Raw genomic sequence first — 19772 nt, forward strand, 5'->3', positions numbered from 1 at the left:
GCCTCTAGTGGATGATTTGGATTCATCAGAAATCATCCCTTCGATCGAGATAATTACGATTTTTTCTTGATCCTTTCCCGCGATGAGTTTCTCTTCGAATTCAGACTTAGTTGTAGGAGGGAACAGGTTCATACTGTTGCCAATCACACAAGATTCTGTAAAAAGAACCGAAAGAAGAACGACTAAACTAAAAAGACCAAACTTTCTTAAAGGCATACAAACCTTTCTAAGATCGTAAACTCTGACTTCAATCATTTTTGGGAGATAAATCTTGCACCAATTGAAAACTAAATTTTCTAGTTTTGGGTCAGAACCGACTGGGGGAGGGCAATGGCTCCATTTGCACCTACATTCTCCCGTTGATGGATCCACGGTTTCCGTTGTCGCAGGCCACAAACCTCCAGATCCATTTTTTGCCTCGGGGTCATTTTTGATGTTCCCTTGGGTCAACCGCTTAGAACCCAATCCTTGGGCTAGGGATCCATTTTATCCGAGTGTACACTGGCTCACCGATGGGAATGGAATCTCCCTCCATGGGCTTTTTCATAATTTGCCTCGTTTTGTCGTAGAAGAAACGGAATCGGAACAAAAGTCTTTGGTGAAATTCGGAATCGAAATTCCAGAGTCTTGGAAGGGAACCTTACTTTCCCAAATCCAAGTGAGGGAGGTTTACGAGCTCACTGCTTCTGAGTTAAAAATCATCTATGAATTGGAAAATCAGTCGAACGAGGATTTCCCCTTTGCACTCGGGATCCACCCGTATTTTCGCTTACACGAAGAGGAAACAATTGATGACCTTTTCCTCATTGGTTCTGGATTCCACCAAATCAAATTAGGTGACTATTTATTGCCAGAACGTGTGTTAGATGATGAATTGGTCATCAATTCCGAAATTCCACTCAGTGGAAAAAGTTTTGATGATCTGTATTTGGCTAAGGGTGGAGAAGTCCCTTATATAGGACTTTTTTCGATGAACAAAAAGGAAAAATTAATCATCAGTGGAGGAAACTTTTACCAAGTGTTCACTCCTCAAGATCGAAAGTCAATTGCCATCGAACCCATGACCAGTACAGGAAACTTTTTACATTTTCCTGGTGCAAGTCCTAGTATGGTGCATGCCCAATCAGAAAAAAAAATCGAATTTTCCATTCGTTTGGATCAATTCTAAAAAAAAACATTCTCTTTATCGAACAGACTGTCTAAGAAAAAAAAAGAGGATAGTCCCCCAATGTCAGATGCACTAGTGAATACTTGTAAACAGATTAGTAAAAATCTTTTGGAAATCAAATACTTTGCTGAAAAGAAAAACACTAGCCGAACTTCTGTTTACCGAGCCTTACAAGATAAAAAAATCAATGAAGTTGTGATCGGTAAAAATTCAAGATTTATCATTTTGGATGATGCGGCAAAGAAGTGGAAACCGGGTAGACAGGCCTAAATTCGAGTTCTTCTCCTTTTAAATTGGTTGCGACCCAATTCTCTGTTGGTTGCTCCGTCAGTGCATTCCAGATTTCATTGGGAATCAATTCTCGAATGGATTTTGGAACTATTGGTTGGAATCCAAAATAAGGTAATAAGTATTCGTCTGATTCCTTCTCCAAAAGGTATCCTAAGAAGTGATAGAACACCCTTCCTAAACTATTGTCATTGTGTTTGTCTCTCGTTTGGATGTAACACTCGGCAAATTTTGGGTAAGGAGGTTTGAACCACTTTTGGTAGAAACGGTATTGGATGTTTTTTAAATAAGAAACTCTTAAGGTGATATGTGAGGCATTCTGATGGATTTGGAGATGCCGAGAGGGAGTAACGATTTCGATTCCTTCCATCTCCAAACTTGCTTTGATCATAATGAGGCTCCCCAATTGCAATTGAATCGGTTCTTTCCAAATGGATTCAATTTTTTGCCAAACTGATATTTTTTGATTCGTTGTTTGAAGGGTTGGTATTCTTTCTCGTAGAATGTTTGTTAGTCGTTCCCGATTTCCCTTTGCAAACCAATTGGGGAAAAAAAATGCAAAGATTCGGTCCAAGTTCATAAGTTCCGATTGCAAATGAAAGCTAACTCGGCTATGGCCAAGTGCTTCTGGTTTTGTTTTCCAATCCAATACCCAAAATGGTCGTAAAAACGAAACCTGAGTGGTTTCCCATTCGAGGATCATTTCCTTCAATTTTGTCTCTGAGATAGGGAGATGTTCGAAGGAAATCGTAAGTTCGTATGTTTTTGGGAATTTCCACATTTTTAATACCAATCGGTCGATCTATGATAACAAGATGAATGATTTAGCCTTCGAGAATCAAAGTTTTTTATGGGGAAGCGAAGCAGGTCCCATTCGCATCCTTTCGGAATACCTCCACCCCAAAGCAGAATTTAAGGAACATGGGATTACCGATACAATCGTCGTTTTTGGTTCCGCAAGGATTCCCTCTCCTGAAACACAAGGGGCAAACTCAAATCCACAGCTTTCCGCTTTAAGCCATTATTATGAAGAAGCCAGGGAATTCTCAAGGCTGATCAGCGAATGGGCAGAGGTGTTAAAAAAAGAAATCCCCGATCGTAACCTCCATATCTGCACGGGTGGCGGGCCTGGGATCATGGAAGCTGGGAATCGTGGGGCAAAAGAAGCAGGTTCCAAATCAGTCGCCCTTAACATTGTCCTCCCACACGAACAACACCCCAATCCCTTTGTAAACAAGGAGCTCACCTTCGAATTCCATTATTTTTTTATGCGAAAACTTTGGTTTATGAAAACCTGCCGGGGTATGATTGCCTTTCCTGGTGGGTTTGGGACCTTTGATGAATTATTTGAAACTCTAACCCTAGTCCAAACCGGGAAAAAAAGCCCAATTCCCATTTTGCTTTATGGAAAACAATTTTGGTCAGAGGTCATCAATTTCAAAAAATTGGCGGAGATGAGGCTCATTTCCGAAGAGGACTTACATCTTTTTGGTTATGCGGACACACCCATTGAAGCACTTCGATTCTTTCAGGAAAAGATTCGTTTCGAATTGACCCATTCTGAGGGTACAAAAACATAGCGAAACAAGGTAATAATTATGGCTAGAACATGTGTAGTAACCGGAAAAGGAACAACGGCAGGGAACAACGTATCCCATTCTCATAAAAAGAACCGCCGTATCTGGAAGGTGAATGTAATCACAAAGAAAATCTTTTTGGAAGACGAGAACCGTTGGGTTCGCGTTAAGATTTCTACACGTGCTTTGAGAACCCTTCGTAAAAAAGGTTTGAAAGTGGCAATCAAAGACCACGGCGGTGATATCTCTGCCATCACTCCTAAAAAATACGTTGGAATCACACCGAAAGCACAAACTGCACCGACAGCTTAGATCCAAGATTTAAGATTGTTTGTGGATTGAAACGATCCAAAAAAGCACCTAACATCACCGAAGTCTACCGCCTACTCGAGGCGGAGTTCGGTGCCGTAGAAACTCCCCTTACCTATACCAAACCATACGAACTGGCAATCGCCGTCATTCTCAGTGCCCAGTGCACCGACGAACGTGTGAACCAAGTCACACCCGAACTCTTTCGTACCTTCCCAACTCTAGAATCTTTTGCCAAGGCACCACTTGCTGCGATTGAAAAAAAAATCTTTTCAACTGGGTTTTATAAAAACAAAGCCAAAAGTATCCAAGGATTTGCGAAAATGATCGTATCAGAATTTGGTGGGGAACTTCCAAAGACCATGGAGGAGGCGATCAAACTCCCTGGGTTTGGAAGGAAAACCGCCAATGTAGTACTCGCTGAAATTTATGGAGTGGTAGAAGGGTTTGTTGTGGATACCCATGTAAAACGTCTCACAGGTCGCCTAGGGTTTACGAAAAAAACTGATCCCGTACAAATTGAACGAGAGATGATGAAAATCACTCCTAAGGAGATTTGCCGAAACCTATCTCTTTACCTAATATTTCTCGGTCGTAAGTATTGCCAGGCTCGTCGTACATTTTGTTCGGATTGCCCGCTTTCCTCCCTATGTCCTTCGTATTCGGAATAGGTTTTTCCAAACCTTCTTCTGTTTCCGATTCCTTTCTCTGTTTCCAAGAACGATTGCGGTCCACTAAATTGATGGATTCTACTTTATAATCCAAACGAATCAAGTTTCGTTTGCGATAAAACAAATTTAAAGTGCCAAGCCTACCATAGTCTTTGGGGCATTCTATTTGGTGGACGTTTGCCAAATAACGAAATCGAGCTTGTGGTTTTTTTTCGACGAGCAAAAAGATGGGAAGATTCGGTTCGTTCCTTCCTGGGATCATTGGGATTTTGATTTCCTCTTCGGGACTGACATACACAATCCAACCGTCGTAATCTTCCATGTTTTTGGCATTTACGAGCCCATCAATGGAACCTAAACCTAGTTTGACGGGGCCATGGTCCATCTCAATGGTTTTTGTGAGGTTGAATCCATCAAAAGGAAATTCGAGTGGTTTGTCTTTTTGTCCAAAGGGGTACAACATGTACCCTTTCCCTCGTTTTAAATCCAAATCCATCTTTTCTCGTTCTACATAACCCAGAAGTGTGCTTAGGCCTCCTCTGCCTTCCTCATCCATTTTCGTGAAAAGGTCTTTTCCGCAGTGGAAAAACAAACGGAGGGGCCTGTCCTCCAAACTTTCGTGAGAAGATACAACCGAAACCGATAGAAATAATCCAATTGTCAAAATGGAAAGGGTGAATCTTCCAAGAAAGGAAAGACGGATATTCATATTTTGTGACCTTGGTTCTAAGAACGGAAGAATTCGAAACAGAATGAACCAAAAAACCTACCGACTGTCTAAACTTAGGGCAGAAAGGATGCCATGAACTTCTTCAAAAATCTATTTCTCTACGCTAAAATGGTTAAATTTTCCCACACACTTTTTGCTTTGCCCTTCGCCGGGATCAGCTTTGTCTTAGCTTACCTGGAATCGAGCCTCGATACTGGTGATTTGCTTCGGATTGGGGCACTGGTGCTTGTCTGTATGGTGAGTGCTCGTAGTGCGGCCATGGGATTTAACCGGTATGTGGATTCTGAAATTGATGAAAAAAATCCACGCACCCAAAATCGGGAAATCCCTGCTGGGAAAATTTCCAAACTTTCGGCCCTGCTTTTTATTGGCCTTTCGTCATTTATCTTTATCTTTGCTAGTTTTTTTGTGAACAAACTGGCCTTTCTACTTTCATTCCCAGCACTCTTCATTCTATTTCTGTATTCGCTGACCAAACGATTCACTTTGTTTTGCCACTTGGTTTTGGGATTTGCCATCTCGCTTGCTCCCTTGGGTGCTTGGATTGCCATTACGGAAACCATAAACCTTGTTCCAATTTTATTTTCTCTTGGACTTTTGTTTCATATCGCCGCATTTGATGTGTTATATGCCATCCAGGACATGGATTTTGACGCCAAAGAAAATCTCCATAGCATTCCTGCAAAACTGGGAGAAACCAAATCCCGGATCATCGCAGTGGTATTACACAGTTTGTCTTTTGTATTTTTTATCTTTGCTGGGATTAGTGCCGAACTTGGGTTTATGTACTTTCTCATCCTATCTGTGATTGGGATTTTAGTTTTGTATGAACATAAAATTTCGTACCAATTCAAACGCAAAGACCTACCTCTTATTTTTTACCAAATCAATTCTTGGATCAGTGTGGTTTTATTTTTAGCCATTCTCTTTGACAAATGGAATGAGTTTTTATTGAAGATATCCTCAGGGATTAGTTTCCGATGAAACTGGTTGTGGGTCTTGCGGGAGCTAGTGGAAGCATTTATGCCGCAAGATTTTTGAGGGCACTATTTGAGATAGATGGGGAAACGTATATCACAGCAAGCCCCGCTTCTCTTCGTATTTTTTCAGAAGAATATGAAACAAGTGTCAAAACGACCGAAGACATTTTGTCCTTTGTGGAAGAGAAGTGGAAGGTAAAATCCAAACACAAATTCCATGTTCGCAATTTTTTTGATATTGGGTCTGATATTGCCAGTGGATCCAATGTTTGGGATGCGATGGTTGTCATACCTTGTAGTATGAAAACAGTGGCTTCCATGTCAGCAGGTCTCACCGAAAATCTAATTGAACGTGCTGCTGATGTCACCTTAAAAGAACGAAGGCGTCTCATCGTTGTGCCAAGAGAAACTCCTTACAACCGCATCCACTTAAGGAACTTATTAGAGTTAGATGAAGCGGGAGCCATCATCCTACCTGCTTCTCCTGGGTTTTACCAAATGCCAAAAACACTCGATGACCTAGGTGATTTCATCGCAGGAAGGATTTTGAATTTACTTGGCCATACGCAAACCCTTTTCCCTAAGTGGGAGGGGTAAAATTTCGAAAGTAGGCCGTAGGTTTTCCATTCTCACCTAAGCATACATAGGTGATGTCACTTTCAATCACGGCAGACATTTTTCCCGTTTGTGGGTTGTTTGTGATGGCGAGGGTCCTCGAAGTTACAGAGGATTTTCCATATTTTACGATTTTACCGTAAATTTGGATGATGTCTCCTGCCCGGGCTGGGGAACGGAACACGACATTGTCCATACTCATGGTTACAATGTTTGTGTATCGAATTTTGTTCATCACATACATTGCCATCCCCTCATCAATCCAGGAGAGCATTTTCCCCCCAAAAAGATTGTTATGGTAGTTTAAATCGTCTGGTTGGACCAAGTGTTGGGTGACAAGTTCCATATCCAGGAGTTTGTTCTGAATTGTCTCGACCATAAATACCAAAAAATATGTTTTCGATTTATTCGATACCAAAAACCCTAGAGAAAAGATTTCCGATCTATGTACGCATACTCTCACAAAAACATCTTAGACACCTTACAATTTTCCAAAGAAGACCTCAATTTTTTAATCGAGAAAACAAACCGAATGAGTGTGTTACACGAAACGGGAGAAGCATTTGGAATCCTCCATGGAAAACTCCTTGCCTCACTCTTTTTTGAAGCGAGTACCCGAACAAGGATGAGTTTTGAAGCGGCCATGGAAAGGCTTGGGGGAAGACTCATTTCCACGGTAGGGTTTCAATTTTCCTCCATCTCCAAGGGAGAAACTCTCTATGATACCATGAAGATGATCGAGGCCTATGTTGACATCGCTGTCATCCGCCACCCCGTGGAAGGATCGTCTCGGATTGCGGCAGGTGCGGTCAACATCCCTGTGATCAATGCAGGGGATGGAGCAGGGCAACACCCAACGCAAGCACTCCTCGATTTGTATACGATTGTATCAGAAAAAGGAAAGATCGATGGACTCAACATTGCCTTTATCGGGGACCTAAAGTATGGTCGTACCATCCACTCTCTCATCAACCTTCTCAGACATTACCCAGTGCATTTGTATCTCATAAGCCCTGAAGAACTCAAACTCCCCGATAAGTACAAAAAGAACTTAGAAGGTTTCCCCATGACCTGGGAAGAAACCACAGACATCAAAGCCATATGGGATGCCGATGTTGCCTATGTCACAAGGATCCAAGAAGAAAGATTCCCCGATCATAGGGAATATGAAAAACTAAAAGATATTTATAAAGTGAATAAGGAAATTGTCCTTGCTTCCAAAAAAGACACAACCATCCTTCACCCACTTCCACGTGTGAATGAACTTTCTACAGATGTGGACGACCTTCCAAATGCAGCTTACTTTCGTCAGGCGAAATACGGAGTGGTAGTTCGAATGGTTTTACTTTGTCTTAGCCTTGGAGTCAATTTTGACTAAAAAAATTTGGACTTTGGAAGAGGCAAGGGAAGTATTACCTCTTGTTCGCGATATTACTAAGGAATATTATTTAAAAGCAAGCGTTCTTGCAGATGATGTTAGGAACAAAATGTTACCAGAGAATATTTTGGAGTCCAAAGAAGATGAAATTGGTGACATCATCAAACATTGGACAAACGAAATTTTAAATTTGAAAATTGATGTGAAAGGTTTGTGGCTTGTGGACTTTGATCATGGCAATGGATTTTACTGTTGGACATGGGGCGAAGAAGATGTGTTATACGAACATGGTTATCATGAAGGATTTAGATCGAGAAAACTCATAGAGGAAAAAAAAGAAGAAAATGGCTCAGATAAATGAAAACTATTTAAAATTAAAAGCGGGATACTTATTCCCTGAAATTGGAAGAAGGGTAAAAGCCTATTCCGATGCAAACCAAAATGCCAAAATCATCCGCCTTGGGATCGGGGATGTTACCCTTCCTTTAGCACCCACAATCGTAAATGCGATGGTGGATGCTGCAAAAGAAATGGGAAGTGCAGGTGGTTTTCATGGTTATGGACCAGAGCAAGGGTATTCGTTTCTCATCCAAAAAATCATTGCTCATGATTACACTGCACGTGGTGTCCAAATTGCAGAAGACGAAGTTTTTGTATCAGATGGATCCAAATGTGACTGCGGAAACATCCAAGAAATCTTTTCACTCGATAGTAAAATTGCCGTTGTGGATCCAGTTTACCCAGTGTATGTAGATACCAATGTGATGGCAGGTCGTACGGGCGAAGTAGGGCCTGATGGTCGTTATGCGAACATCATTTATATGCCAGCTACTGAGGAAAATAATTTTGAACCAGATTTTCCAAAAGAAAAACCAGACATCATCTACCTTTGTTACCCAAATAACCCAACAGGGATGGTGGCAACTAAGGCACGTCTCACGGAATGGGTAAACTATGCCAAAAAAATGGGAAGTATCATCCTTTATGATTCGGCGTATGAATCCTTTATCCAAGACCCAGAAATTCCAAAATCCATTTATGAAATCCCTGGTGCCAAAGAAGTTGCCATGGAATTTCGTTCCTTTTCGAAAACGGCTGGATTTACTGGAACACGTTGTGCGTATCTTGTGATCCCAAAAGACTTAAAAGGAAAAACAAAGTCCGGTGAAGAAGTGAGTTTTAATTCTCTTTGGAACCGCCGCCACACAACCAAGTTCAACGGTGTTTCTTACATAACGCAAAAAGGTGCAGAAGCAGTTTTCTCAGCACAAGGCCAAGTAGAGATTCGTGAACAAATTTCCTATTACATGGAAAATGCAAAACTCATCCGGGAAGGACTTGGGAAGGCCGGTTACAAAGTATTTGGTGGAACAAACGCCCCTTATATTTGGTTAAAAACCCCGCGCGGTCTCAAATCTTGGGAATTTTTTGACGAGCTCCTAGGAAAGGCACAAGTGGTAGGAACCCCAGGTTCTGGTTTTGGACCGGCAGGAGAAGGGTATTTCCGACTTTCAGCCTTTGGAAAACGAGAAGATGTCATTTCTGCCATCGAACGCATCCAAAAAATGTAAAATTTAGTCCTGGTTTTTTCCATAGCTCCGATATATAAAACAAGGTAGAGTTATGGGAAAATGGAAATTCATCCTCTTTTTTGCAATGGTTGTTGGGAATATCTCCCACATCAATGCAGTATCTCCAGAACAAACAAATTTGGGGATTTTGATCTTTGAAAACAAAGAAAACTTAAATTTTATCAATGTGGCACTCAGCAATTTGGCCCCTTCCCAAGAAGAAGCACAAACCACTGCACAACCAGGCCCAGGAACACAAACCCCAGATCCTTCCAAAAAGAATTTGGATTTTGATTACTTCAAACTCCTAAAAGCCGCTAACCAATCGGACTTCAGCGGGAACATGTGGTACTTACAAAGTAACTATGTGTATGGGTTTCGCCAACTCCGCCAAGCGCAAGGGGAACTAAAAAGTATTTTTGAAATTGTCATCCAAAAATACATTGAAGATGCAAGAGCACTCCTCGAAGCAGCAGCTCCTGCCATCATAAGGTCCAATGATAGTAACGCCAAAGCGCTGTTACGTTTAGGTTTTCGTGACCTTCGCTCTTCGGAAGACCTTTACACAACCGGTCTTAATTCCAGCCCTCACCAATACCGTTACAAACTCACGCTCTACAAAGAAGGGATTTTGACACTCCGCCGTGCAAAACGTTTTGCCATCCTTGCGATGATTTATAGCAAAACACCCGATGAGGATAAACCGGAATACCAATACAGATCCAATGAAGATTTAAAAGAAGCTCGTAACGAAGAAAAACAACGTAACTACGAAAAGGTGAGGGACACACTCATCAACTTCATTGAGAACAAACGGATGGAAAGAACGGTAGTGCCATCTGGTAACCCCGATGCAAAACCACTCGACTTACTCGAACAACATGATGATAATTATGGATTCATCACTTCGAAAAAATTAGATTTATTACTTGAAGCCAATGCACAAATCAAAGAGACAGAAGGGGCAAGACGTGAATCAGTTCCTCCAACTCCAAAGTTTGATGAAAACGGAAAAGCAATTTATCCGGAAGAAAAGAAGAAGTAATATGAAGTTCGTAACAAGTGTGATCCTAATTTCGATTTCTCTTGGACTTGTGGCCAAAAGCACCATGTCTTACAGAGAAAGGAAAAAACAATTGGATGGTAAAATCACACTTGTTCTCGACATCAAAGAACAATTAAGGTTAGAACCAGAAGTTGGCAAAACATCCGTGGAATCAATGCGAGACCAAGTAGAAGAAACCTACCGGGTTGGGAAACGTGCCGACATTGAAAAAGTTTTAACCCTTGCAGAAGGAGAAATCCTCGTCACACAAAGAAAACTCTGTACCCCCATGGAAGAATCAGCGAATGGGCTCTACCAAAAAGCCATGGGGTTATGGATCCAAATGGAATCAGAGGAAAAATCTGGAGCCATTCGTTTGGAGTGGGACACAAAAGAAAAAATCCAACGTTACCTTTTGATGGCAAAAAGTGAAAAAGACCATGCAAAGGAATATTATTTGTCAGGTAATTACCAACTTTCGCTACATACCTACAAACGTTCGCTAGTATATAGCCTATTGACATTACGTTCGCAAAAATCAGAGATCCCTGAATCGTACCAAACTGCAGATGCCGCTTGGGTGCAACCCATTTGGATGGGTCTCCATAAACAAAAGCAAACCTCGATCCAAGAAAACTAAAAAATTTTCATTTTCATTCACACCAAATTTCAAAAAATGACTGCTTAGTGAAGTTTGAATCACTTTATCGTCATTTTTTGCTCACAAGGGCATCTCACATTCCCGTCATAAGCGAGAAAGGAGAACTTGTCGGTTTACTTTCTAAAGAAAGAGTACACCGAGAATTATCAGACCTTGGAAAAGAAAGAGAAGACTTAGACCAAATCCCAATCGAAATTTTAGAAACAGAACTCAGTGAGTCTTTGGTATTATATTTCAAAGAGTCTTCTCTTATCCCTGTCATCGGCATCGATGGAGAAAAAAAAGACAATTGGGACAAACCACGATTTCTTGCTGCCTTTACCAAATTAGAATCCAAACAAATTCGGGATCCGAAACTCGAAACCATCGAATCCAAACTCGAGAAAAAAAAAGAAAATTTGGATTCAGTCCAGTGGTTTATGGAACTCATCTTATCCCATTTTCCAGATGGCCTGATCGCTACTGATGTAACTGGTGGAACTATTTTTTATAATGAAAGTTTTGAACGAGACATCCTCACAAAATCATTGTTCGACGATTCCATCGAAACTGCAGAGAAGTATTTGCACAATTTAAATAGGGAAGTATTTGCCACTTACCTCAAAGACCATGATTTGAGTTTGGGTAAGGAAGCAGACACAAGTGTATTGACGACAATGTTACCCGACTTACAATCGCAGGTGAGGATCATCACTCTAAAAAAAGAAAAGAAAGTAGTGGGTTTTTTATACCATTTTACTTCCAGTGTGAGTGGTTTTGGGAAAGGAAAATCAGATTTCCCCGATTTGGATTTGGCATTTCATTCCAAATTGCCACTGGAAACTATACTTGCGGAAATGGAAGCACACTACATTCATAAATCCTTACAAAGGAATTCACAAAATATTTCACATGCGGCAACTGAGCTCGGAATCCCGAGAACCACTTTACAAAACAGAATTCGTTTTTTGAATTTATCCGAAAGGTTCCAAAACAACAAAAAAGAAAAACTGGTGATCCCAAGAAAACGATCCGAAAAACAGGGAACTTCCGAAAAAAAACCACTCCCAAAACAAGGACAAACCAAAAAACAATCGAGTTTACCAAAGAAGGATTCCCAAAATAAAGTACAAAAACCCTTTAAAACGGCGAAACAAACGATTCCAAAGCAGAAAAAACAAAAGAATGTGAAGAAAGTGAACCCAATCACAAAGAAAGCGGCCAAAAAGGCAAAAAAAAGACGTTGACGAAAACACTCGGAGAAACAATTTTTTCATTACCGTTTGAGAAAACACCTCCGCACTTCGCTGTTTCACTTGCATACTTAACTTGCACAAATGGTTTCCCGAATTTTATCAAATACTCTAACAAATCAATGTAGAACAATCTATGGCATCACGCAAACAAGAAGAAATCCAAGTTAATCCCCCTGAAGAACCAACCGAATATACAAATGGCATTATGGACCAAGACGATGCCTCTGAACCACCGAAACAATTTAAGAAAAAAAAGAATCGTTATGAGGGTCCAATCCCTCCTCCACTTGACTTAGTTGAACTTAAGAAAAAGAACATCAACGAACTAGCGGACCTCGCGAAAGGTTTGGGAGTAGAAAACACTCATGGTTTGAAAAAACAAAACTTGATGTTTGCTCTCCTCCAAGCACAAACCGAAAAAGACGGACAAGTGCATGCAGCAGGGGTCATGGAAAGACTTCCTGATGGATATGGATTCCTTCGATCACCTGACTACAATTATGTGCCAGGTCCAGATGATATTTATGTTTCACCTTCCCAAATCAAATTGTTTGGCCTTAGAACAGGTGACACAGTAACGGGGCTCATCCGTCCACCAAAAGAAGCAGAACGTTTTTTTGCGATGTTACGAGTGGAATCCATCAACGGTTTTCCTGTGGAGGTTGCGCAAAAAAGAAATTTATTCGATAACTTAACACCTCTTTATCCAAACGAAAGGATCAATATGGAATTTGATCCAAGCCATTTGGACACACGTGTGATTGATCTCATGTGTCCCATCGGAAAGGGACAACGGGCTCTGATTGTGGCGCCACCTAGAACTGGTAAAACGGTTCTCATGCAATCCATTGCCAATGCCATCACTCGTAACCACCCAGAAATTTTTCTCATCGTCCTTCTCATCGATGAACGTCCAGAAGAAGTAACCGATATGGCCCGCCATGTAAAAGGCGAAGTTGTGAGCTCTACATTTGATGAACCAGCACAACGCCATGTCCAAGTGGCAGAAATGGTCATCGAAAAAGCGAAACGACTTGTGGAACATGGAAAGGATGTCGTCATCCTGCTCGACTCCATCACAAGGCTTGCCCGTGCTTACAACCAAGTGGTTCCTACCTCTGGTAAAATTCTTTCTGGTGGTGTGGATTCCAATGCCCTCCACAAACCAAAACGATTTTTTGGTGCGGCAAGGAATATCGAAGAGGGTGGGTCTCTCACCATCATCGCCACAGCTCTCATTGACACAGGGTCTAGAATGGACGAAGTGATTTTTGAAGAATTTAAGGGAACGGGAAATATGGAGATCCATTTGGACCGAAAACTCGCTGACAAACGAATTTTCCCTGCCATCGATATCAACCGCTCGGGAACCAGGAAGGAAGAACTCCTCCTCCCACAAGACACGCTCACTCGAGTGTTTATCCTCCGAAAAGTACTTTCTCCTATGAGTATCACCGAAAGTATGGAACTATTGATTGAAAAAATGCGTGGCGCGAAGACAAACGACCAATTCCTCGCCAGCATGAATACGAACTAAAAGGGCCACCATGAAAACTGACATCCATCCAAAATACGTTGCTGCCAAAATCAAATGTGCTTGTGGTAATGTGATTGAAACTCGTTCCACTTCCGGGGACATCAGTGTGGAAATTTGTTCCAACTGCCACCCTTTCTTCACGGGAAAATCCAAACTCGTGGATACAACTGGCCGCGTAGACAAGTTCAAGAAAAAATACAAAATGAAATAAGAGGCATTTGCCTCTTTAGGACCGTCTAAGTTACAACAGGAGAACACTCATGGCAGTAATGGACTTTGCTCGCTACAAAGAAATCAACGACCAAAGGATGAATTACCGTGAGATGGAAGACGCTACTGTCGTCTCCTACTACCGCAACACAGGTTGCGGAGACGGATACCGCATCTATCTAAAGTTAAACGACGAACAAGTGGTGGAAGACGCAAGTTACACCACAACCGGTTGTGGGTTTGGGATTGTGGCTCTTGCCATGGCTACCGAATATGCAAAAGGTAAGTCACTAACAGAACTGAAAAACCTAACACCTGAAACACTAGAAACACTCTTTGAATTTCCTGAACGTAGGAAAAACTATCCTGAATCCGCAGTTGCTGCTCTCAAAAAGGCAGTGGAAGATTACGAATCAGGACAAGGTGTTCCCAAAGAAAACCGAATCACCAAAGCACAAACGATGGAACTCCTTCACAACCAAGGGCATTTGCGTGATGCAAAATTATCCAGTGTGATGCTTGAAAAAGAAAAATTGGATGGTGTGGATTTTTCTGGTGCTGATCTTCATAATGCTTTTTTGCAGAACTCTAGTTTTGTCGGAGCCAACTTCCAAGGTGCCAACCTAAAGGCTTCATTTTTTAATGGAGCGGACCTTAGGAATGCCAATTTCCGCGGTGCGGACCTTCGTTTTGCCAAATTAGCTTCCGCTAAGATTGAGGGAGCTGATTTTACGGATGCCATTTATGATATCGGAACTCGAGTGGACCATAGCCAAATGCACATCTTTGATGTGATGAAAAAAGCAGGCAAAGACCTCTACCTTAAAAAAGAGGATGGGGAATGAAACCTGGCGATAAGGCAAAACTCACAAAACAAACCTTTTTACATAAAGGAATTTTTATTTTTACAGGTTCTACTGTAGAAGTGAAAGAAATCCAAAATGATAAGGCAATTGTTGTTTATAATGACAAAGAAGGTTATCCTCACGATTTAGAGATGAATCTAACCGATTTGGCACCAGTTTCCTAAGTTCGATTTTCTTGACACAAAAGAAGAGAATCGTAACGTATTGTTAATCCTAGTATGTTGATTCAAAGCCACCGTCAGGAAAACCACCTGTTACTCTCCATCCAAAGGGATGTCCTGATGGAAAATTCACGCGAGTTTTACCAAGAGTTCGAAAAAGCAATTGAAGGTTCTCATTTTGGTAAATTGACCATGGACTTTCATTTGGTGAAGTTTTTGGATTCGAGTGGGATTGGTGCTGTGATCAAAGCATCGTCTGCCCTCCACAACCGTGGTGTTGAAATTTTTGTGACCAATCTCAACAAAAATCTAAACTCTGTGTTTCGATTGTCTGGACTCAATCATATCCTTTCCATTTTGACTTTGGATGAATACCTATCGAAATTTCCTGAGTTTCAAAAAACTCTAGAGGCTTAAAACCAATATGAAATCCTTTCGCTTTTTTTTATCTTTATTGTTTACCTTCGGTTTGCTCCAATCTTGTGCTACTGGAGTAAAATCCAGATCCCTTCTTTTTCGAAGCAATGAATTTGCGATTTATACTGTAAACCGTGATAAAATCAATGTGAAAACAGAATCTTCAGTTGCCAAAACATTTGCGCATCCAGTTGAACTCACGGAAGATAAGGTTTTAGATTTACTTGGAAACATTCGGTTTCGAGAAGAAAGTTCTTATGGTGATGTCAACCAATACATCTTTGAAGAAAAAGAAGTGAAGGAATTCGCTTTGGACCTTGTGGATGGATTACAAAAGTTAAAACCAGACCAACTCTTACTTGTCATTTCCAAATACAATCCAGTGAAATCAGTAGTTTCTCATTATTCCAGGACAGCCTTTTATATTTGGTCAACAGAAACTTCCATTGAAATCCTATTTGGGGAATTACAAAAAGAAATCTCTTATGATGAACAAGGCAATTATTTTGATTGGTCAAACATTCCTGATATCCCTTTTGATCATTTCCCTCAGTCCACGTATGTATTACAAGGCCAGGGATTTAGTTTTAAAAAAGTAGGTGGGTTTCGAAACAGACACTGGCTCGTATTTGAGAAATCAGATTTGGCAAAGTTAAAATTTGAAAAACGTAAAAAAACTTCTAATGATATTTCTAAATCAGTAGAGGCCGATCTCAAACCTGAGAAAAAAATCTTGAGAGATGAAGAAGATGGGGTTTTGTTAGAGGAGTAAGTCGTCTTCTTTCCGAATCACATTTCGTTCTGTTTGGACGGAACCATCGGTTCCTAAATAAAAATGGGTTTTTCCCACGAGAGAGTTGATTCCCATCCGGTAGTTTTTCCCCGCTCCAAAACTTAAATCCACTCCATGGAAAACTTCCCTTTCTACATCCACAAAGGCATCCGGATTCGATTCATAGGAACCAAGTGCTGTTTCAAATTGTTTGATTTGGGTTTCGAGAACCTTTGTGAACTTTTCGTTTGCATCTTTCAATTTGCTGATGGTGTCTTTTTCTTCTTGGGTTAGTTCTTTTTTTTGACTTTTTTCCACAAGTTTCGTGAGTGTGAGTTGGACTTTATGAAGGGTGATTTCTTTTTCTGAAATTTCTTTTTTCATACGGTTGAGTTCATCCAGAAGTTCTGGTGGGGTTCCAATTGCTACTTTGGTTTTGGTTTCCACGACTGCACCTAACTTAGCACAGGTGAGAGAGTTACCAGCAATGATGGTGCCGCCAATCACTTCCCCACGACCCCCCATCACACGGATAAAGTCTTTAGCAGAGATTTCCGAATGCATCACTGCCTCTTCAACAAAAATGGAACCTTGGGCGGTGAGTTTTCCTTGTTCCACAAATTTTGCATAGATATTCCCTTCCGATTCGATATAACCTTCCCCGCGACCCATAAATCCACCAGATAAAACGATATCACCTTTTGCTTTGAGAAATGCTTTCCCTACTGAGTTTCGAATGATGATACTACCACTTGTGGTCAGAGAAAATCCATCGCCAATTTTTTCTTCTACGATAATGGTTCCAGGAAAATCAATATTGCCAGTAGAATAATCTACAGCTTCCAATTGGATCACTTCATCCACTTTGATTTCCCATGAAGCGGAAAGAACAGGTCGCCCCGCAATTTTTGCGTACAGTTTGTCCCCTTTTAATTCCACATTGGGACCAAGGATCCATTCGACTATTTTTTCTTCTTGGTAAGGGAGGATGGTTCCTGTGACGGTTTTCCCAAATTCACCTTTTTTCGGAGGGATTTTTTCTGCGATGAGGTCACCCGGTTTTACAGATTGGATGACTCCAATGTTTTTGTAATTGATCCGACCGTGTTCATCTTCCTCTAACTGTGGTTTGTTGTCAGATCGGAAATAAATTTTGATTTCACCATCCTTTCCTGGGATCGGAGGGATTCCTTTCGCAATCACATACGGGACAAAAAATTCAGGATTTTTAATTTGGTTTTGGATGACTGCATCGATGATTCCCACAGACACACCCACTGCTGCAATTTGTTCACGTAACTGGTATTCGGTGAGAAGGGGGCCTCCATGTTTTGGAGGGTGTAAAACCATTTTAGCTTCCATTCCATCATCGGAAACACTGATGTCTGCATAGGATGGAACGGGATCTCCTTTGGACCACGTTCCGATTTCAACTGGTTTTCCATCGGCTAATAGAACAATTTTTTTTAATTGTTCGGTTTGGTATCCTTCCACTCCAAAAAGTTGCACTCGAGCAAGGACATCTTTGTATTCTACTTTTTTACCTTTCGATCCAGGTTTTGTGATTTTTAAAATAGCTTTGCCATTGGCATTTTCAATTTGGAAATACCCATTTTCAGATGCTTCCAAGTCTTGTAAAATTCGATCAGTATATGAGTCAGGGCCTGGCATTTATATATATTCTAACAGATGACGTACGACATCTTCTTCGCCATCGATTTTTAATTCGGATTTTGGTGTCATTCCATCCACTGTAGTAAGGTATCTCAGCACTTCTTCAAATTCACAAGAAATAATTTTCTCTAAATTCAGGTAGGCAGATCGAAAGTATAGTTCCAATGCATTTACCAAATACAAGTATTCGCTGAAGTCACCTCGATCTGTATAGAGGATGGGTGTCTTTGCATAATAACATTCTGCTAAAATTCCGTAACCGGGTTTTGTGCATACAAAATCGACGGCAGTGACAAGATCTGGATAATGAGTAACTTCTGGAACTAAAATCCCTTCTTTTTGGATGCCAGGAACTCCATAAGCAACAAGTTGGATATTTTTTGGTAAATTCTTAGTTTGTAGTGTATGACCTTCTAAACCATACGCACCAAAGGAAAGTAAGATGTAGGTAGTTTCATCATTGAATCCAAATTGTTTCCTTGCTAATGCTTTTGTTAAAGTGGGTTTTCGTCCCACAAGACCGATGTTAGTTTTTTCTAAAAAATTTGGCATTGGACACTGGAATGGTAATACAAGTGCTTCTGTCGCAAATCCGTATTCCACTTCCAATTGCTCACTTAAATTTCCAAAATATGAGTCAGATTTGGCATAATTACGATAAATAAAATCCCAAGTGAAGTTCCCTATAAAGATACTGGGGATTCCCACTTCCATAGCAAGTGTGATAGGAAAAGAAGAACTATCTGTGAGGATGAGAGAAATTTGATGTTCTTTGCAGTATTTCGTTTCTTCTTTTAAAATTTCTGATTTGGTTTTTTCAAATTGGATGAGTTCTTCTTTGGTACTCTCCAAGTCAATGGAGAGGGAATCTTTTTGAGCAATTCCAACATCTAACTTCAGAGACTTAAGTTTTAGTTTTGTGTGTTGGAAGTCAATAAAAGAGATACGAGTACTCACCAAATGGATTTCCTCAATAAAATCTTCGTTTAATAGTCGTTTGATGATACTACCAGATCTACTGATGTGACCAAAACCATGCCCTGAAATCGAATAATAAAGTTTCATTTTGATCTTTGGCGAATCGATTCATATAAAACGATTCCACATGACATTGCTAAATTGAGAGAATCCGCCTCCCCAAGCATTGGTAGATATAAAGTGGAATCCGCAAGTTCTTTGGCGAGTGGGCTTAGTCCATACTGTTCACTCCCAAATAAAAAAACAGATTTTGCATTCATATCGATGGAACTGTACAATGTTTTGCCTTCTGGTGTCACGGCGTAACGTTTGTATCCACGTTTTTGGAATTCGGATAACACATCCCCCAAGTCACCAATGTATACAGGCAAAGTAAAGATTGTTCCGGTGCTCGCCCTTACCACATTTGGATTGAATAAATCAATCCTTGGATCCGTGACAATCACAAGGCCAACACCTGCCCCTTCGGCCGTACGAAGTATTGTGCCGAGGTTACCTGGTTTTTCTACACCTTCGATGATTAGAATTGGATTGATATCAATTCCTTTCATTTCTTTCCAAGGAACCGTTGCACTTGGAGTTTCTGCCACTGCGATCAAACCATCTGGACGATCTCGGTAGGATATTTTTTCAAAAATCTTACGAGGTAACTCATAAATTGGGCAACGGAGAGAATTGATCAAAGATTCTTCATTTTCACCCAAAAAACATTCTGGTGAGATGAATAAACTCGTGATATTTACCGGCAAACATGGAATAGGTGAAGATTGATTTCCTGTGATTGCTTTTTTGATTTCTCGAAAACCTTCGATGAAAAATTTTTTTTCTTCATCTCTGTTTCTTTTTTCTTTGAGACCTGATACCCATTTTACTTTTGGATTCGAGAAACTCGTGATGTAATTCCTTTGTGGTTTCATTTGAGGAAAGTT

24 protein-coding genes and 1 pseudogene are annotated in these 19772 nt (G+C 40.7%); 19 read left to right on the forward strand and 6 right to left on the reverse strand.

What is annotated here, in order from left to right:
• Positions 1–216 (reverse strand): annotated as a pseudogene (locus LEP1GSC202_RS02165) (signal peptide peptidase SppA); the annotation flags it as partial.
• A gap of 55 nt (positions 217–271) precedes the next feature.
• Between LEP1GSC202_RS02165 and LEP1GSC202_RS02170 the strand changes: the two are divergent.
• Complete coding sequence (locus LEP1GSC202_RS02170) at positions 272–1168, forward strand: aldose 1-epimerase (protein WP_015676042.1); 897 nt, start codon at positions 272–274, stop codon at positions 1166–1168.
• A gap of 60 nt (positions 1169–1228) precedes the next feature.
• Complete coding sequence (locus tag LEP1GSC202_RS19565; protein ID WP_015676092.1) at positions 1229–1438, forward strand: hypothetical protein; 210 nt, start codon at positions 1229–1231, stop codon at positions 1436–1438.
• Here LEP1GSC202_RS19565 and LEP1GSC202_RS02175 read toward each other — a convergent pair.
• A complete protein-coding gene (locus LEP1GSC202_RS02175) occupies positions 1389–2237 on the reverse strand; it encodes a hypothetical protein (protein WP_015676051.1) in 849 nt (282 codons plus the stop codon). The genes LEP1GSC202_RS19565 and LEP1GSC202_RS02175 overlap by 50 nt on opposite strands.
• Before the next feature lie 34 nt (positions 2238–2271).
• On the opposite strand from LEP1GSC202_RS02175, the gene LEP1GSC202_RS02180 reads away from it, so the two are divergent.
• The 5 genes from LEP1GSC202_RS02180 to LEP1GSC202_RS02200 all read left to right on the forward strand — a co-directional run bounded on the left by LEP1GSC202_RS02180 (position 2272) and on the right by LEP1GSC202_RS02200 (position 6320).
• The gene (locus tag LEP1GSC202_RS02180; protein WP_015676049.1) at positions 2272–3036 is read left to right on the forward strand and encodes an LOG family protein; all 765 of its coding nucleotides are present in this window, start codon (positions 2272–2274) and stop codon (positions 3034–3036) included.
• A gap of 18 nt (positions 3037–3054) precedes the next feature.
• Positions 3055–3345, forward strand: coding sequence for a 50S ribosomal protein L28 (gene rpmB / locus LEP1GSC202_RS02185; protein WP_015676073.1), 291 nt, complete (start codon positions 3055–3057; stop codon positions 3343–3345).
• A gap of 26 nt (positions 3346–3371) precedes the next feature.
• Positions 3372–4013, forward strand: a complete 642-nt coding sequence (locus LEP1GSC202_RS19570) for an endonuclease III domain-containing protein (protein WP_083929970.1) — start codon at positions 3372–3374, stop codon at positions 4011–4013.
• A gap of 802 nt (positions 4014–4815) precedes the next feature.
• A complete protein-coding gene (locus tag LEP1GSC202_RS02195) occupies positions 4816–5727 on the forward strand; it encodes a UbiA-like polyprenyltransferase (protein WP_039927953.1) in 912 nt (303 codons plus the stop codon).
• A complete protein-coding gene (locus LEP1GSC202_RS02200; protein ID WP_015676046.1) occupies positions 5724–6320 on the forward strand; it encodes a UbiX family flavin prenyltransferase in 597 nt (198 codons plus the stop codon). The genes LEP1GSC202_RS02195 and LEP1GSC202_RS02200 overlap by 4 nt, the downstream gene beginning before the upstream one ends.
• On the opposite strand, the gene LEP1GSC202_RS02205 is transcribed toward LEP1GSC202_RS02200, so the two are convergent.
• Positions 6304–6717 carry an acyl-CoA thioesterase gene (locus LEP1GSC202_RS02205; RefSeq protein ID WP_039927955.1) on the reverse strand — a complete coding sequence of 138 codons (414 nt, stop codon included), beginning with the start codon at positions 6715–6717 and terminating at the stop codon, positions 6304–6306. The genes LEP1GSC202_RS02200 and LEP1GSC202_RS02205 overlap by 17 nt on opposite strands.
• A 66-nt stretch (positions 6718–6783) precedes the next feature.
• On the opposite strand from LEP1GSC202_RS02205, the gene pyrB reads away from it, so the two are divergent.
• The 12 genes from pyrB (at position 6784) to LEP1GSC202_RS02265 (ending at position 16191) form a co-directional block, all read left to right on the forward strand.
• Entirely contained in the window at positions 6784–7716 is a 933-nt protein-coding gene (pyrB, locus tag LEP1GSC202_RS02210) for an aspartate carbamoyltransferase (RefSeq protein ID WP_015676075.1), read from the forward strand.
• Positions 7709–8077, forward strand: a complete 369-nt coding sequence (locus tag LEP1GSC202_RS02215; protein WP_015676054.1) for a DUF2203 domain-containing protein — start codon at positions 7709–7711, stop codon at positions 8075–8077. Before pyrB ends, LEP1GSC202_RS02215 begins: the two co-directional genes overlap by 8 nt.
• Positions 8061–9287, forward strand: a complete 1227-nt coding sequence (locus tag LEP1GSC202_RS02220) for an LL-diaminopimelate aminotransferase (protein ID WP_015676090.1) — start codon at positions 8061–8063, stop codon at positions 9285–9287. Before LEP1GSC202_RS02215 ends, LEP1GSC202_RS02220 begins: the two co-directional genes overlap by 17 nt.
• A 52-nt stretch (positions 9288–9339) precedes the next feature.
• Complete coding sequence (locus LEP1GSC202_RS02225; RefSeq protein ID WP_015676084.1) at positions 9340–10332, forward strand: adhesin OmpL37 family surface protein; 993 nt, start codon at positions 9340–9342, stop codon at positions 10330–10332.
• A 1-nt stretch (position 10333) separates the two neighbouring features.
• Entirely contained in the window at positions 10334–10972 is a 639-nt protein-coding gene (locus LEP1GSC202_RS02230; protein ID WP_015676068.1) for a hypothetical protein, read from the forward strand.
• A 47-nt stretch (positions 10973–11019) separates the two neighbouring features.
• Entirely contained in the window at positions 11020–12219 is a 1200-nt protein-coding gene (locus tag LEP1GSC202_RS02235; RefSeq protein WP_015676078.1) for a helix-turn-helix domain-containing protein, read from the forward strand.
• Positions 12220–12361: 142 nt separating this feature from the next.
• Positions 12362–13765, forward strand: coding sequence for a transcription termination factor Rho (rho, locus tag LEP1GSC202_RS02240; protein WP_015676048.1), 1404 nt, complete (start codon positions 12362–12364; stop codon positions 13763–13765).
• A gap of 10 nt (positions 13766–13775) precedes the next feature.
• Positions 13776–13976 (forward strand): 50S ribosomal protein L31, encoded by a 201-nt coding sequence (gene rpmE, locus LEP1GSC202_RS02245; RefSeq protein WP_015676082.1) that lies wholly within the window; start codon positions 13776–13778, stop codon positions 13974–13976.
• Positions 13977–14025: 49 nt separating this feature from the next.
• Positions 14026–14820 (forward strand): pentapeptide repeat-containing protein, encoded by a 795-nt coding sequence (locus LEP1GSC202_RS02250; RefSeq protein WP_015676070.1) that lies wholly within the window; start codon positions 14026–14028, stop codon positions 14818–14820.
• Positions 14817–15005 (forward strand): hypothetical protein, encoded by a 189-nt coding sequence (locus tag LEP1GSC202_RS02255; protein ID WP_015676079.1) that lies wholly within the window; start codon positions 14817–14819, stop codon positions 15003–15005. Before LEP1GSC202_RS02250 ends, LEP1GSC202_RS02255 begins: the two co-directional genes overlap by 4 nt.
• Positions 15006–15059: 54 nt before the next feature.
• The gene (locus LEP1GSC202_RS02260) at positions 15060–15419 is read left to right on the forward strand and encodes an STAS domain-containing protein (protein WP_015676045.1); all 360 of its coding nucleotides are present in this window, start codon (positions 15060–15062) and stop codon (positions 15417–15419) included.
• Positions 15420–15426: 7 nt separating this feature from the next.
• A complete protein-coding gene (locus LEP1GSC202_RS02265; protein ID WP_015676080.1) occupies positions 15427–16191 on the forward strand; it encodes an LA_1326/LA_4305 family lipoprotein in 765 nt (254 codons plus the stop codon).
• Here the strand turns inward: LEP1GSC202_RS02265 and LEP1GSC202_RS02270 are convergent.
• From LEP1GSC202_RS02270 to LEP1GSC202_RS02280, 3 genes are read right to left on the reverse strand one after another with little or no spacing between them, the layout of a single operon-like run.
• Positions 16180–17862 (reverse strand): DUF342 domain-containing protein, encoded by a 1683-nt coding sequence (locus LEP1GSC202_RS02270; protein WP_015676041.1) that lies wholly within the window; start codon positions 17860–17862, stop codon positions 16180–16182. The genes LEP1GSC202_RS02265 and LEP1GSC202_RS02270 overlap by 12 nt on opposite strands.
• Positions 17863–18930, reverse strand: a complete 1068-nt coding sequence (locus tag LEP1GSC202_RS02275) for a glycosyl transferase family 1 (protein ID WP_015676056.1) — start codon at positions 18928–18930, stop codon at positions 17863–17865. It abuts the gene before it with no gap.
• Positions 18927–19760 carry a TrmH family RNA methyltransferase gene (locus LEP1GSC202_RS02280; protein ID WP_015676043.1) on the reverse strand — a complete coding sequence of 278 codons (834 nt, stop codon included), beginning with the start codon at positions 19758–19760 and terminating at the stop codon, positions 18927–18929. Before LEP1GSC202_RS02280 ends, LEP1GSC202_RS02275 begins: the two co-directional genes overlap by 4 nt.
• Positions 19761–19772 lie beyond the last annotated feature (12 nt).

Source organism: Leptospira yanagawae serovar Saopaulo str. Sao Paulo = ATCC 700523 (assembly GCF_000332475.2).
GTDB lineage: Bacteria > Spirochaetota > Leptospiria > Leptospirales > Leptospiraceae > Leptospira_A > Leptospira_A yanagawae.

Bases quoted from the DNA above. Each gene is read 5' to 3' on its own strand.
- LEP1GSC202_RS19565 (WP_015676092.1), top strand. From the start codon at position 1,229: ATGTCAGATGCACTAGTGAATACTTGTAAACAGATTAGTAAAAATCTT.
- LEP1GSC202_RS02175 (WP_015676051.1), bottom strand. From the start codon at position 2,237: ATGTGGAAATTCCCAAAAACATACGAACTTACGATTTCCTTCGAACAT.
- LEP1GSC202_RS02180 (WP_015676049.1), top strand. From the start codon at position 2,272: ATGAATGATTTAGCCTTCGAGAATCAAAGTTTTTTATGGGGAAGCGAA.
- rpmB (WP_015676073.1), top strand. From the start codon at position 3,055: ATGGCTAGAACATGTGTAGTAACCGGAAAAGGAACAACGGCAGGGAAC.
- LEP1GSC202_RS02195 (WP_039927953.1), top strand. From the start codon at position 4,816: ATGAACTTCTTCAAAAATCTATTTCTCTACGCTAAAATGGTTAAATTT.
- LEP1GSC202_RS02200 (WP_015676046.1), top strand. From the start codon at position 5,724: ATGAAACTGGTTGTGGGTCTTGCGGGAGCTAGTGGAAGCATTTATGCC.
- LEP1GSC202_RS02205 (WP_039927955.1), bottom strand. From the start codon at position 6,717: ATGGTCGAGACAATTCAGAACAAACTCCTGGATATGGAACTTGTCACC.
- pyrB (WP_015676075.1), top strand. From the start codon at position 6,784: ATGTACGCATACTCTCACAAAAACATCTTAGACACCTTACAATTTTCC.
- LEP1GSC202_RS02220 (WP_015676090.1), top strand. From the start codon at position 8,061: ATGGCTCAGATAAATGAAAACTATTTAAAATTAAAAGCGGGATACTTA.
- LEP1GSC202_RS02225 (WP_015676084.1), top strand. From the start codon at position 9,340: ATGGGAAAATGGAAATTCATCCTCTTTTTTGCAATGGTTGTTGGGAAT.
- LEP1GSC202_RS02230 (WP_015676068.1), top strand. From the start codon at position 10,334: ATGAAGTTCGTAACAAGTGTGATCCTAATTTCGATTTCTCTTGGACTT.
- rho (WP_015676048.1), top strand. From the start codon at position 12,362: ATGGCATCACGCAAACAAGAAGAAATCCAAGTTAATCCCCCTGAAGAA.
- rpmE (WP_015676082.1), top strand. From the start codon at position 13,776: ATGAAAACTGACATCCATCCAAAATACGTTGCTGCCAAAATCAAATGT.
- LEP1GSC202_RS02250 (WP_015676070.1), top strand. From the start codon at position 14,026: ATGGCAGTAATGGACTTTGCTCGCTACAAAGAAATCAACGACCAAAGG.
- LEP1GSC202_RS02255 (WP_015676079.1), top strand. From the start codon at position 14,817: ATGAAACCTGGCGATAAGGCAAAACTCACAAAACAAACCTTTTTACAT.
- LEP1GSC202_RS02260 (WP_015676045.1), top strand. From the start codon at position 15,060: ATGTTGATTCAAAGCCACCGTCAGGAAAACCACCTGTTACTCTCCATC.
- LEP1GSC202_RS02265 (WP_015676080.1), top strand. From the start codon at position 15,427: ATGAAATCCTTTCGCTTTTTTTTATCTTTATTGTTTACCTTCGGTTTG.
- LEP1GSC202_RS02270 (WP_015676041.1), bottom strand. From the start codon at position 17,862: ATGCCAGGCCCTGACTCATATACTGATCGAATTTTACAAGACTTGGAA.
- LEP1GSC202_RS02275 (WP_015676056.1), bottom strand. From the start codon at position 18,930: ATGAAACTTTATTATTCGATTTCAGGGCATGGTTTTGGTCACATCAGT.
- LEP1GSC202_RS02280 (WP_015676043.1), bottom strand. From the start codon at position 19,760: ATGAAACCACAAAGGAATTACATCACGAGTTTCTCGAATCCAAAAGTA.